Source organism: Amycolatopsis bartoniae (assembly GCF_014191255.1).
In the GTDB taxonomy this organism is placed as follows: domain Bacteria; phylum Actinomycetota; class Actinomycetes; order Mycobacteriales; family Pseudonocardiaceae; genus Amycolatopsis_E; species Amycolatopsis_E bartoniae.
The window spans coordinates 80,443-92,688 of the sequence record NZ_JACHWH010000002.1 but is presented as its reverse complement, the minus strand read 5'-3'; the positions used below and the strand labels follow the sequence as shown (position 1 = coordinate 92,688).

Sequence of the window (12,246 nt, the reverse complement as noted above, 5' to 3'; positions counted from 1 at the left end):
CGTGTTCGCCGGACGTCAGGTGCTGGTGGCGGGGGCCGGGGTCACCGGCCGGTCCGCTGTGCCCGTGCTGCTGGAGCTGGGTGCGAGCGTCACCGTCACCGACGGCGATGCCGGGCGGCTCGCCGAGTTCGAGGGCACCGGTGCGAGGACGGCCCCGGGGCTCACCGAACCGCCCCCGGGCACGGACCTCGTGCTCACCAGCCCCGGCTGGCGGCCCACCTCGCCGCTGCTGGTCGCCGCCGCGGAGGCGGGCATCGAGGTGATCGGGGACGTCGAGCTGGCCTGGCGCCTCGGGCAGCTGCGCGAGAAGCCGCCCGTGTGGCTCGCGGTCACCGGCACCAACGGCAAGACCACGACGGTCGGGATGCTGGAGTCGATCCTGCGCGCGGCCGGGCACAACGCCGTCGCGTGCGGCAACGTCGGGTTCGCCGTGCTCGACGCCGTGCAGGCCGGGTACGACGTGCTGGCCGTGGAGCTGTCGAGCTTCCAGCTGCACTGGTCCAGCACCCTCGCCCCGCACGCGGCCGTGGTGCTCAACCTCGCCGAGGACCACCTCGACTGGCACGGCACGATGGAGGCGTACGCGGCGGCCAAGGCCAAGCTGCTCGAACACGCCGGGGTCGTCGTGCACAACGCCGACGACGCCTGGTCCACGCGTCTCGCGGCCGCCGCGAACGAGTCCGCGCGCCACGTCGGGTTCCGCCTCGACACCCCGGCGCCGGGGGAGCTGGGCCTGGTCGAGGACCTGCTCGTCGACCGCGCGTACGTACCCGAACCGGCGACCAGCGCCGAGGAGCTGTGCACCGTCGCGGACGTCCGCCCCGCCGGGCCGCACAACCTCGCCAACGCGCTCGCCGCCTCGGCGCTCGCCCGCGCGTACGGCGTGAGCACCGAGCAGGTCGCGGAGGGGCTGCGGAAGTTCCAGCCCGGCGCGCACCGCGCGGTCGAGGTCGGCGAGGTCGACGGCGTCCGCTACATCAACGACTCCAAGGCCACCAACCCCCACGGGGCGGCCAGCTCGCTGTTCGCGCACGAGAGCGTGGTGTGGATCGCGGGCGGCCTGCTCAAGGGCGCGCACGTCGACGACCTCGTCGCCGCGGTGGCGGGCAGGCTGCGTGGCGCGGTCCTGCTGGGCACCGACGCGGGCGTGATCGCCACCGCTCTCGCGCGACACGCGCCGAATGTGCCCGTCCGGCAGGTCCCGCTGGGTCACGATGAACCCATGAGTGCGGCGGTTGAGGCGGCCCGAGTGCTGGCGCGTCCTGGTGACGTCGTGCTGCTGGCACCGGCCGCGGCATCGATGGACCTGTTCCGGGACTACGCCCACCGCGGAAACGCCTTCGCCGATGCGGTGCGTGAGCTGCGGGGCGGCGCGGATGACCGCGGTTGAGGAGAGACCACAGGCGGACGAACGCGGCCCCCGGCGCAAGCGCCGGCGGCCGGAGGGCCGGGTCGGCACGGTCTACACCACGCTGACGGCGTGGCTGTCGCGTCCGCTGGCCGACTTCCACCTGGTGCTCGCGCTGACCGGCCTGCTGACGGTGATCGGCATCGTCATGGTGCTGTCGGCGTCCTCGGTCGCGTCCGTGGACCCGGCGACGGGCTCGGGCGTGTACTCGCTGTTCAAGAAGCACCTGGTGTTCGTGCTGTCCGGCTCGGTGGTGTTCTACCTCGGGCTGCGGATGCCGCTCAAGCGCACGCGCGCGCTGTCGTCCATGGCGGTACTGGTGTGCCTCGGCATGCTCGCGCTCGTGCTCACGCCGCTGGGCTCGGCGGGCGGCGGCGCGCAGCGGTGGTTCGTGATCGGCTCGTTCTCGGTGCAGCCGGTGGAGTTCACCAAGGTCGCGCTCGCGTTGTGGGGCGCGCACGTGCTGGTCACCAAGTACGGGCTGCTGCACCAGTGGCGGCACCTGCTGGTGCCCGTGGTGCCGGTCGCGCTGCTCATGTTCGCGCTGGTGATGGCGCAGCCGAACCTGTCCGGCACGATCACGCTCGGCGTGGTGCTGGCGTCGTTGCTGTGGTTCGCCGGCGCGCCGAAACGGCTGTTCGCGGTGCTGTTCGCGGGCGGTATCGCCGCGGTGGTCGTGCTGGCGCTGACGGCGAGCTACCGGGCCGCGCGCGTGCTGTCGTTCCTCTCGCCGGCCTCGGACACCACGGGCTCGGCGTACCAGGCGACGCAGGCGAAGTACGCGCTCGCCGACGGTGGCCTGTTCGGCAAGGGGCTCGGGCAGGGGCCGTCGAAGTGGGCGTACCTGCCGAACGTGCAGAACGACTTCATCTTCGCCGTGATCGGCGAGGAGCTGGGCTTCCTCGGCTGCGTCGTGGTGATCGGCCTGTTCGTGGGGCTCGCGATCGTCGGGCTGCGCATCGCGACGCGCAACCTCGACCCGTGGATCCGGATCGTCGCCGGCACGCTGACGGTGTTCACGGTCTCCCAGGCCGGGATCAACATCGGGTACGTGGTCGGGCTGCTGCCGGTCACCGGTGTCACGCTGCCGCTGATCTCCGCGGGCGGCACCTCGATCTGGGTCACGATGTTCCTGATGGGGCTGCTCGCGAACGCCGCAAGGCACGAACCGGAGTCGGTCGCCGCACTGCGTTCGCAGGGACCGGGTAAATTCGGCCGTCTCCTGCGGTTGCCCGCGCCCGACGTCTACCGCCCACCCACCCGGCGGAGGGGCAGCGGACGCGCCACGGCCGCCCGGGGGGCCCGGCCGTCCGCGCGCCGGACGCGCTCCGCCCAGCCGGCGGAGCGTCGGCGCGCGACGCGGGACTACGGTAGACGTTCGACGCGAAGAGGAACCACGTGACTGAAGGCGCCACCGGCAGTGTTGTGAAGTCACCCCCAACCATCGTCGTGGCGGGCGGTGGCACGGCCGGACACATCGAGCCCGCCATGGCGCTCGCCGACGCGGTGAAGCGCCTGCGACCCGATGCGACCGTCGTCGCGCTCGGCACGCCCAAGGGGCTCGAGAACGAGCTCGTCCCGCGCCGCGGGTACCCGCTGGAGCTGATCCCGCCGGTGCCGCTGCCCCGCAAACCCACCGCCGACCTGCTGCGTCTGCCGCTGAAGGTGCGCGACTCGGTGAAGCAGGCCCGCGAGATCCTCGACCGCGTGGGCGCGGACGTCGTGGTCGGTTTCGGCGGCTACGTCTCGCTGCCGGCGTACCTGGCCGCGCGCGGGCGGGTGCCGATCGTGGTGCACGAGGCCAACCAGTCGCCGGGGCTGGCCAACCGCGTGGGCGCGCGTTTCGCGAAGCGGGTCGCCGTGGCCGTGCCCGGCACGCCGCTGCCGAACGCCGAGGTGGTCGGCATCCCGCTGCGCCGCTCGATCACGTCGCTGGACCGGGCCGCGCTGCGCGCCGAGGCCCGCAAGCACTTCGACCTCGACCCGGACGCGCCGACGCTGCTGGTGTTCGGCGGTTCGCAGGGCGCGCGCACGATCAACAACGCGGTGTCCGGCGCGGCGAAGGAGCTGGCCGACGCCGGTATCGGCGTGCTGCACGCGCACGGCCCGAAGAACACGCTGGTCGTGCAGGAGTTCCCGGGCCGCCCGCCGTATGTGCCGGTGCCCTACCTGGAGCGGATGGACCTCGCGTATGCGGCGGCGGACATGGTGCTGTGCCGCTCGGGCGCGATGACCGTGGCCGAGGTGTCCGCGGTCGGCCTGCCCGCGGTGTTCGTGCCCCTGCCGATCGGCAACGGGGAGCAGGCGACCAACGCGAAGCCCGCGGTGGACGCCGGGGCGGGGCTGCTGGTCCTCGACGCGGACCTGACCCCGGCGAAGGTGGCCGAGCTGGTCATCCCGCGGCTCACCGAGCCCTCGGAGTTGGCGAAGATGAGCGCGGCGGCGGTCGGCATGGGCCACCGCGACGCCGACGAAGTGCTGGCGAAGATCGTGCTGGAGGCGGCGAAGTGAGCGTTCCCCGGCAGCTGGAGCGGGCGCACCTGATCGGGATCGGCGGTGCGGGCATGAGCGGGATCGCCCGGATCCTGCTGGCCCGCGGCGGGCGGGTGTCCGGTTCCGACGCGAAGGACTCGCGGGCGTTTCTCACCCTGCGCGCGCAGGGGGCCCGCATCGAGATCGGGCAGCGCGCGGAGAACGTCGGCGACCCGACGGCGGTGGTCGTGTCCACCGCGATCAAGGAGAGCAACCCGGAGCTGGTCGCGGCCCGCGAGCGCGGGATCCCGGTGCTGCACCGGGCGCAGGCGCTCGCGTTGCTGATGGAGGGCCACCGCGTCGCGTGCATCGCGGGCACGCACGGCAAGACCTCGACCACGTCGATGCTGACGGTCGCGCTGCAGCACTGCCGGCTCGACCCGTCGTTCGCGATCGGCGGTGACCTCAACGAGTCCGGGGCGAACGCGCACCACGGCGAGGGCGGGATCTTCGTCGCGGAGGCCGACGAGAGCGACGGGTCGTTCCTGACGTACTCGCCGTCGGTCGCGGTCGTGACCAATGTGGAGCCCGACCACCTCGACCACCACGGCACGCCCGAGGCGTACGGCGCGGTGTTCACGGAGTTCGTCAAGCGCATCCAGGCCGGCGGCCTGCTGATCGTGTGCGGCGACGACCCGGCGGCGAGCGCGCTGGGGGAGCAGGCCGGGGTCCGGGTGCGGCGCTACGGCCGCACGGTGACGGGCGAGCACGACGCGCGGGTGCTGGACTACGAGCCGACGGAGACCGGTGGCCGGGTCCGGATCTCGCTGGACGGCGAGGAGCTCGTCGTGCCGGTGGCGGTGCCGGGCGAGCACATGGCGCTCAACGCGGTGGCCGCCCTGCTGGCCGGGATCGAGCTGGGCGCTCCGGCGGCCGGGCTCGCCGAGGGGCTGGGCGCGTTCGGCGGCGTGCGGCGGCGGTTCGAGTTCAAGGGCCGCGCGGGCGACGTGCGGGTGTACGACGACTACGCGCACCACCCGACGGAGGTCGCGGCGCAGCTGCGGGCGGTCCGGCACGCGGCGGGCACCGGGCGGGTGGTCGTGGTGTTCCAGCCGCACCTGTACTCGCGCACGCGGACGTTCGCGGCGGAGTTCGCGGAGGCGTTGTCGCTGGCCGACGAGGTCGTGGTGCTGGACGTCTACGGCGCGCGGGAGGAGCCGCAGCCGGGGGTGACGGGCGCGCTGATCGCGGACCGGATCTCGGGTGCCGGGGTGCACTACGAGACGGCGTTCGACCGGGTGGTGCCGCTCGCGGCGGACCTGGTGAAGCCGGGCGACCTGCTGGTGACCATGGGGGCGGGCGACGTGACCCAGCTGGGCCCGGAGATCCTCGGCGAGCTGGACCGGCGGGCGGGGGCGTAGTTGACGACGCGCGTTCAGCGGCGGCGCCCCGCGGCGCGCCGGACGACCACCGGCAAGCCGGTCCGCAGCCGCCGGGGCCGCCGTCCGCTGACCGCGCGGAGCCGGACCGGCACGGGCGTCAGCAGGCGCCGCGCCCTGCGGCGGCGGTGGGTGGCGCTGTTGACCGTGCTCACCGTGGTGACGGTGGCGTACCTGGTGTTCGGCACGTCGCTGCTGGGGGTGCGCTCGGTGGACGTCGAGGGCGCCTCGACGGTGCCCGCGGACCAGATCCGCGCGGCGGCGCAGGTGCCGGACCGCAAGCCGATGATGTTCGTCGACACGGACGCGATAGCCGAACGGGTGCTGCAGCTGCCGGGGGTGGCCTCGGTGGACGTGTCCCGCTCGTGGCCCTCGACGGTCGACATCACGGTCACCGAACGCACCCCGGTCGCGTGGTTCGGCGCCGACGGCAACGTGCACCTGGTCGACGCGACGGGCCTGGACTACAAGACGGTCCACAACAAGCCCGAGAAGCTGCCGGAACTGAGCCTGACGGCGGTCTCCCCGAACGACGCCGTGACCCGCTCGGTGATGGCGGTGCTGGCGACCCTGCCGCAGGGCCTGAAGGACCAGGTGACGACCGTGCGGGCCCAAACCCCGGGCGGCGTGGAGTTCACCCTGGTGAACGGCAAGGTCGTGCGCTGGGGCAGCGCCGACGAGCCGGACCGGAAGCTGAAGGTGCTGGCAGTGCTGATGACAAGGGACGGCACCACGTACGACGTGGCAAGCCCGGACCTGCCCACGGTCTCCTAGGCGCACCTCCACTTCGCCACGGCCACCCGGCGACGCCACCAAGCCCGAGGAGGCCAAGCCTTCCCTCGCCCCACCTTCGCCACGGCCACCCGGCGACGCCACCAAGCCCGGCACACGCCCGGACCTCCCCCGTCCCCGATCCCCAGCTGCATTAGCGGTTGGCTTGCCGGGTCAAGGGTCGCGCAGCGATCGCGAAGCGACGCCGAAGGCGCCCTTGAGGCGGCAAGCCAACCGTTAAACGATCAGGGGAAAGGGGCGGGGGTGGCCGGGCGAACGAGGGCGCCCAGCGCCCGGTCAAATCCCTGCCCTACCGGACCACAGGAATCGCGAGCGCCACCCACACGAGTCCAAACGCGCCTCTCCGCTCCGGAAAACCCCTTACCTCCCGGTGATTTTCCATCGCCTTGCGCGACACGCGGCGTGGCTGCTGGATTCCGGCGTGCTCGATCCCTACCGTCCACCAGCAAGCCAGAAGTTGACATAACTCTAAGTCTCAACTTGAGGTTCAGAGTTTTGCGCCTTCGGGCGAGCGTTACGAGTACTCACGATCAGGAAGGCGGACCCGATGACGCCCCCGCACAACTACCTCGCGGTGATCAAGGTCGTCGGCATCGGCGGTGGCGGTGTCAACGCCGTCAACCGCATGATCGAGGTCGGCCTCAAGGGTGTCGAGTTCATCGCGGTGAACACCGACGCGCAGGCGCTGCTGATGTCCGACGCCGATGTCAAGCTCGACATCGGCCGCGAGCTGACCCGTGGCCTCGGCGCCGGTGCTAACCCCGAGGTGGGGCACAAGGCCGCCGAGGACCACCGCGAGGAGATCGAGGAGGTCATCAAGGGCGCCGACATGGTCTTCGTGACCGCGGGCGAGGGCGGTGGCACCGGAACGGGTGGCGCACCGGTCGTCGCCTCGATCGCGCGGAAGCTCGGGGCTCTGACGATCGGCGTGGTGACGCGCCCGTTCACCTTCGAGGGCAAGCGGCGCGGCAAGCAGGCCGAGGACGGCATCCAGGCGCTGCGCAACGAGTGCGACACCCTGATCGTGATCCCCAACGACCGGCTGCTGCAGCTCGGCGACATCGGCGTCAGCCTGATGGACGCGTTCCGCTCGGCCGACGAGGTGCTGCTCTCCGGTGTCCAGGGCATCACCGACCTCATCACCACGCCCGGTCTGATCAACCTGGACTTCGCGGACGTCAAGTCCGTCATGTCGGGGGCGGGCAGCGCGCTGATGGGCATCGGCTCCGCCCGCGGCGAGGGCCGCGCGGTGCAGGCCGCCGAGAAGGCCATCAACTCACCGCTGCTGGAAGCCTCGATGGAGGGGGCGCACGGCGCGCTGCTGTCCATCGCGGGCGGCTCCGACCTGGGCCTGTTCGAGATCAACGAGGCGGCCTCGCTCGTGCAGGAGGCCGCGCACCCGGAAGCCAACATCATCTTCGGGACGATCATCGACGACTCGCTCGGCGACGAGGTGCGGGTCACCGTCATCGCCGCCGGGTTCGACGCCGGTGCGCCGACCCACAAGAAGCTCGAACCGCCCGCCGTCGGCTCGCGGTCGTCCAGCTCCACGGTCTCCGCCGAGGCGGGCCAGGTGCGGACGCCGCCGACCCCGGCGAGCCCGCCGCCGCCCGCGTCCGGTGCGTTCCCGCCGCCGCGCAGCTCCTCGGCGCCCTCGTACCCGCCCGCCCCGCAGTCGCCGTCGCTCCCGCAGCCCGGTGGCGCTCCTCGCAGCTACCCGGCCCCGCGTGCGGGCCAGGGCAGCCTGCCGGGCCGGGCCGTGCCGGTGACGGACGACCCGACCGACGACGAGGTCGACGTGCCGCCGTTCATGCGCCGCTGATTCGCGCGCGCGTTCGTGGCAAGGTGAACGGGTGCGCATCAGACGGGTGGTGACCACCAGGGCCGGTGGGGCCTCGGCGGGGAAGTACGAATCCTTCAACCTCGGTGACCACGTGGGGGACGACCCCGCCGCGGTCGCGGCCAACCGCAAGCGGCTGGCCGAGGAGCTGGGGCTGGACCGCATCGCCTGGATGGAGCAGGTGCACGGGCGGACCGTCACGGTCGTCGACGGCACCGAGGACGGTCCGGCGGAGGCGACCGACGGGCTCGTCACCGCCACTCCCGGCGTCGCCGTCGTGGTGCTCGTGGCCGACTGCGTGCCGCTGCTGCTGGGCGACGCCGAGGCGGGCGTCGCCGCCGCCGTGCACGCGGGCCGCGTCGGCGCCCGGGTGGGCGTCGTTCCGGCGACCCTCAAGGTCATGCAGGAGCTCGGGGCGCGACCCGAGCGCATCGAGGCGCTGCTCGGGCCCGCCATCTGCGGTGAGGACTACGAGGTGCCCGCCGACATGGCCCGTGACGTCGAGCAGCACCTGCCGGGCAGCGCGACGAAGACCCGGAAGGGCACGCCCGGCCTCGACCTGCGTGCCGGGCTGTGGCAGCAGCTCGCCGACGCCGGGGTCGGCAAGATCGGCGTCGACCCGCGCTGCACGTTCGAGGACCGCACGTTGTTCAGCTACCGCCGCGACGGCACCACGGGCCGGATCGCGGCGCTGACCTGGATCGAGAAATGAGCGACGCGCGCAAGGAGCAGCTGGCGAAAGCGCTCGAACAGGTCGAAGCCCGCGTGCGCGCGGCGTGCGAGGCGGCGGGCCGGTCCCGCGACGAGGTGCGGCTGCTCGCCGTCACCAAGACCTTCCCCGCGTCCGACGCCGCGCTGCTGACCGACCTCGGGCTGGACAACCTCGCCGAGAACCGCGACCAGGAGGCGAGCGCGAAGGCCGGCGAGGTCGCACAGCTGCGTCCCGAGGCGAAGATCCGCTGGCACATGGTCGGGCGGCTGCAGCGCAACAAGGCGCGGTCGGTCGTGCGGTGGGCGGACGAGGTCCAGTCCGTCGACTCGGTCCGGCTGGCCGGCGCGCTCGACAAAGCCGTGCTCGCCGAGGCCCGCCCGAAGCTCGACGTGCTCGTCCAGGCGAGCATCGACGGCGACCCGGCGCGTGGTGGCTGCCCGCTGCCGGAACTCGACGAACTGGCCGCGTACATCGCCCGTACGGGTGGTCTGCGACTGCGGGGCGTGATGGCCGTGGCGCCGCTCGGCCAGGACCCGGCACCGGCGTTCGAAAAGCTCGCTCTCGCTGCGGAAAAGCTCCGCCGGGACCACCCGGGGGCCACTGAGCTGTCCGCGGGCATGAGTGGCGATCTGGAACAGGCGATCGCGCACGGTTCCACCTGTGTGCGTGTCGGAACCGCGTTGCTCGGTGGCCGCGGTTTAGCCTCGATCGCAAGCGGATCACCCGGAAGTGCGCGATGATCTCCGGGTAGTCAGTTGAGGGAGCGGCTAGGGAGAGGCATGAGTGCGCTGAACAAGCTGAAGGCCTACTTCGGCATGATCCCGGCCGACGAAGACGGTTACGAATCCTACGACCGTTACGACGAGGGCGACGACTACCGCCAGGACTTCGCCGAGGGCTCCTACGACGGGTACGAGGAGGAGCCGCCCGCGCGTTCGCGTCGACGGTACCGCTCCGAGTACGAGGACGAGCCACTGCCCCGTCCGCACAGCCGCGAGCCCGCCGTGCACGGCGCGCTCGCCGTCGAACGCCAGCCGGAGCCGGTGGCCCGGCTGCGGCCCGTGCCGGAGGCTCCGCGCGCCACGCAGCGTGATCCGCTGAGCCGGATCACCACCCTGCACCCCAGCAGCTATCTGGAGGCGCGGGCGATCGGCGAGGCGTACCGCGAGGGCACGCCGGTGATCATCAACCTGACGGAGATGGAGAACGCCGACGCGCGCAGGCTCGTCGACTTCGCGGCGGGGCTCGCCTTCGCGCTGCGCGGTTCGATGGACCGCGTCACGAACAAGGTGTTCCTGTTGTCGCCGCCCGACGTCGAGGTGACCGCCGAGGAGCGACGCCGGATCGCCGAGGGCGGCCTCTTCCTTCGTCACTGACTGGAGTTATCGCTGTGCGCTCTGCGTAGGCGAAACCGTAGCTGCTCGGTGACGAAGAGTGAAACGTTAGGCCGATCGGGTGACACCGTTGGCTAAATCACAGTACGGTCACGCGACCCGGACAGTTCGGTCGTCTCGGGTGCGGGAGGGGGTGTGGCCATGTGGCAGAGTGGTCCCGTGGATGTGCTCTGGACTGTCGTCTACTACGTGCTCTTCGTCTTCTGGCTGCTGCTCACGGCGCGTGTCGTCGTCGAACTGGTGCGTGCGTTCGCTCGTGAGTGGCGCCCGGCGGGCGGGGTTGCGGTGACGCTCGAGACCATCTACACAGTGACCGATCCGCCGGTCCGTCTGGTCCGGCGGCTCATCCCGATGGTGCGCATTGGCGGCGTCGGACTGGACTTATCGATTATGGTGCTGCTGTTGGTTGTGTTCATACTGATGCAACTGGCGTATCCCGGGTGAGATCGGGGAAGCCCGGGGATGTCGGAGCAGGCCATGGAGTGCGTGAGGTGATCTGATGTCGTTGACCCCCGCTGACGTGCATAACGTCGCGTTCAGCAAGCCACCCATCGGCAAGCGGGGCTACAACGAGGACGAGGTGGATGCATTCCTCGACCTGGTGGAGACCGAGCTGGCCCGGCTGATCGAAGACAACAACGAGCTGCGGCAGCAGGTCGAGCAGCTCGACGCCGAGCTGGAGTCGGCCCGCGGCGACCTCGACTCCGCCCGTGCCGGCGGCGGAGCGCGGGAGGAGACGTCGCGCCGGCTGGCGCCGGTGCCGCCGCCCCCGTCCCCGGTGGAGCAGACCCAGGCCCACTCGATGTCGGACGGCGGCGAGCCGAACGTGCAGGCCGCCAAGGTGCTCGGCCTGGCGCAGGAGATGGCCGACCGGCTGACCGCCGAGGCCAAGACCGAGTCCGACGGGATGCTGGCCGAGGCCCGTGCCAAGTCCGAGCAGCTGCTGTCGGACGCGCGGGCGAAGTCGGACTCGATGGTGAACGAGGCGCGCACGCGGGCCGAGTCGATGCTCAACGACGCGCGGACCCGCGCGGAGACGCTGGAGCGCCAGGCGCGCGACAAGGCGACGTCGATGGAGCGCGAGGCCCAGCGCAAGTACACCGAGACGATGAACAACATGAACGCCGAGAAGACCACGCTCGGCAAGAAGATCGAGGAGCTGCGCACGATAGAGCGCGAGTACCGGACCAGGCTCCGGGGCTTCCTCGAATCGCAGCTGCGCGAGCTGGACGACCGCGGGTCCGCGGCTCCGGCGTCGGCGTCCTCGACCTCCGGCGGATCCGGCACGGGCTCCGGCGGCAGCCAGGGCTACTCGTTCGGTCCGCGCGCCGAAGCGGGCTGACGGGCCTTCCTCACGCACTGGAACGGTTCCGGTCCTCCTCCCGGGAGGGTCGGAACCGTTTCGAGGCGTGGTCCGTGCTCTAATTCACCGTGCTCTACATCGTTCTGCTCCTGGTCCTGGCCGCCCTCGGGCTGCTGGTCACGGCACTGATCACGGCGAGTTCGCTGTGGGCCTGGGTCTCCATCGCGCTGTCGGTGCTGGCCGGGCTCGTCCTGGTCGCCGACTTCTTCCGCCGCCGTGGCGCGCGTCGTCGCGCGTCCAGGGCGACCGAGACGCGGGTGGACGAGGAGCCGGCGGCGGAGCCCGAGGCGGACGAGCCCGCCGACAAGGCCGAAGAGGCCGAGCCCGAGCAGGCCGAGCCCGGCGACGAGACGGAGCTGGTGCCCTTCACCGGCGAGCTCGACGAGGAGCAGGTCCAGGCGGTCGAGACCGGGGATCCGGCGGAGGAGCCCACCGAACCCGCCGACGCGGAGGCGGTCTCGAAGCTCGGCACCGAGGTGCTGGTGGTCGACGAGTACCCGCGCTACCACGTGGCCGAGTGCCCGTGGCTGTCCGGCCGCGACACGATCCCGATCGCCGTCAAGGAGGCGCGGGACCTCGGGTTCTCGCCGTGCGCCCGCTGCACGCCGGACGCGAAGCTGCTGGCGGCGGCGAAGAGCAAGCGCTGAACCGGCCGCGGCGAAAATCCTCGAGCGCCGTGCGCTAACCTTTCCAGTAGCAGGCATCGATCCGGCCATCACCGGGGAGCTTCCGGAAGAACGGGCTCACGCCCCAGTAGAACCGGACGGGTGCGGCCCGTGACAGCCGCCGAACGAGCGGCCCGCGCAGTGCGCGGGCAAGCGGGGTG

Annotated in this window: 12 protein-coding genes; all 12 read left to right on the top strand. The window is 72.0% G+C overall.

Annotated elements, in window-relative coordinates; genetic code table 11:
- The first annotated feature begins 1 nt into the window (after position 1).
- The 12 genes from murD (at position 2) to FHX82_RS12240 (ending at position 12,067) form a co-directional block, all read left to right on the top strand.
- Complete coding sequence (murD, locus tag FHX82_RS12295; protein ID WP_145937144.1) at positions 2-1,390, top strand: UDP-N-acetylmuramoyl-L-alanine--D-glutamate ligase; 1,389 nt, start codon at positions 2-4, stop codon at positions 1,388-1,390.
- Positions 1,377-2,810 carry a putative lipid II flippase FtsW gene (gene ftsW / locus FHX82_RS12290; RefSeq protein WP_145937145.1) on the top strand — a complete coding sequence of 478 codons (1,434 nt, stop codon included), beginning with the start codon at positions 1,377-1,379 and terminating at the stop codon, positions 2,808-2,810. The genes murD and ftsW overlap by 14 nt, the downstream gene beginning before the upstream one ends.
- A 23-nt stretch (positions 2,811-2,833) precedes the next feature.
- On the top strand, positions 2,834-3,919 hold the full coding sequence (gene murG, locus FHX82_RS12285) for an undecaprenyldiphospho-muramoylpentapeptide beta-N-acetylglucosaminyltransferase (RefSeq protein ID WP_261377207.1): 1,086 nt from the start codon (positions 2,834-2,836) through the stop codon (positions 3,917-3,919).
- Complete coding sequence (gene murC / locus FHX82_RS12280; RefSeq protein ID WP_145937147.1) at positions 3,916-5,301, top strand: UDP-N-acetylmuramate--L-alanine ligase; 1,386 nt, start codon at positions 3,916-3,918, stop codon at positions 5,299-5,301. Before murG ends, murC begins: the two co-directional genes overlap by 4 nt.
- Positions 5,302-6,093 (top strand): cell division protein FtsQ/DivIB, encoded by a 792-nt coding sequence (locus FHX82_RS12275; protein ID WP_145937148.1) that lies wholly within the window; start codon positions 5,302-5,304, stop codon positions 6,091-6,093.
- A gap of 565 nt (positions 6,094-6,658) precedes the next feature.
- On the top strand, positions 6,659-7,933 hold the full coding sequence (gene ftsZ / locus FHX82_RS12270; protein WP_145937149.1) for a cell division protein FtsZ: 1,275 nt from the start codon (positions 6,659-6,661) through the stop codon (positions 7,931-7,933).
- Between the two features lie 31 nt (positions 7,934-7,964).
- Positions 7,965-8,663 carry a peptidoglycan editing factor PgeF gene (gene pgeF / locus FHX82_RS12265; protein WP_145937150.1) on the top strand — a complete coding sequence of 233 codons (699 nt, stop codon included), beginning with the start codon at positions 7,965-7,967 and terminating at the stop codon, positions 8,661-8,663.
- Entirely contained in the window at positions 8,660-9,403 is a 744-nt protein-coding gene (locus FHX82_RS12260) for a YggS family pyridoxal phosphate-dependent enzyme (protein WP_145937151.1), read from the top strand. Before pgeF ends, FHX82_RS12260 begins: the two co-directional genes overlap by 4 nt.
- Positions 9,404-9,442: 39 nt before the next feature.
- Positions 9,443-10,039, top strand: a complete 597-nt coding sequence (locus FHX82_RS12255) for a cell division protein SepF (protein ID WP_145937152.1) — start codon at positions 9,443-9,445, stop codon at positions 10,037-10,039.
- A gap of 177 nt (positions 10,040-10,216) precedes the next feature.
- On the top strand, positions 10,217-10,501 hold the full coding sequence (locus tag FHX82_RS12250) for a YggT family protein (protein ID WP_177229006.1): 285 nt from the start codon (positions 10,217-10,219) through the stop codon (positions 10,499-10,501).
- Between the two features lie 55 nt (positions 10,502-10,556).
- Entirely contained in the window at positions 10,557-11,399 is an 843-nt protein-coding gene (wag31, locus tag FHX82_RS12245) for a DivIVA-like cell division protein Wag31 (protein ID WP_145937153.1), read from the top strand.
- A gap of 89 nt (positions 11,400-11,488) precedes the next feature.
- Positions 11,489-12,067 carry a hypothetical protein gene (locus FHX82_RS12240; RefSeq protein WP_145937154.1) on the top strand — a complete coding sequence of 193 codons (579 nt, stop codon included), beginning with the start codon at positions 11,489-11,491 and terminating at the stop codon, positions 12,065-12,067.
- Positions 12,068-12,246 lie beyond the last annotated feature (179 nt).

Bases quoted from the DNA above. Each gene is read 5' to 3' on its own strand.
- ftsW (WP_145937145.1), top strand. From the start codon at position 1,377: ATGACCGCGGTTGAGGAGAGACCACAGGCGGACGAACGCGGCCCCCGG.
- FHX82_RS12260 (WP_145937151.1), top strand. From the start codon at position 8,660: ATGAGCGACGCGCGCAAGGAGCAGCTGGCGAAAGCGCTCGAACAGGTC.
- ftsZ (WP_145937149.1), top strand. From the start codon at position 6,659: ATGACGCCCCCGCACAACTACCTCGCGGTGATCAAGGTCGTCGGCATC.
- FHX82_RS12255 (WP_145937152.1), top strand. From the start codon at position 9,443: ATGAGTGCGCTGAACAAGCTGAAGGCCTACTTCGGCATGATCCCGGCC.
- wag31 (WP_145937153.1), top strand. From the start codon at position 10,557: ATGTCGTTGACCCCCGCTGACGTGCATAACGTCGCGTTCAGCAAGCCA.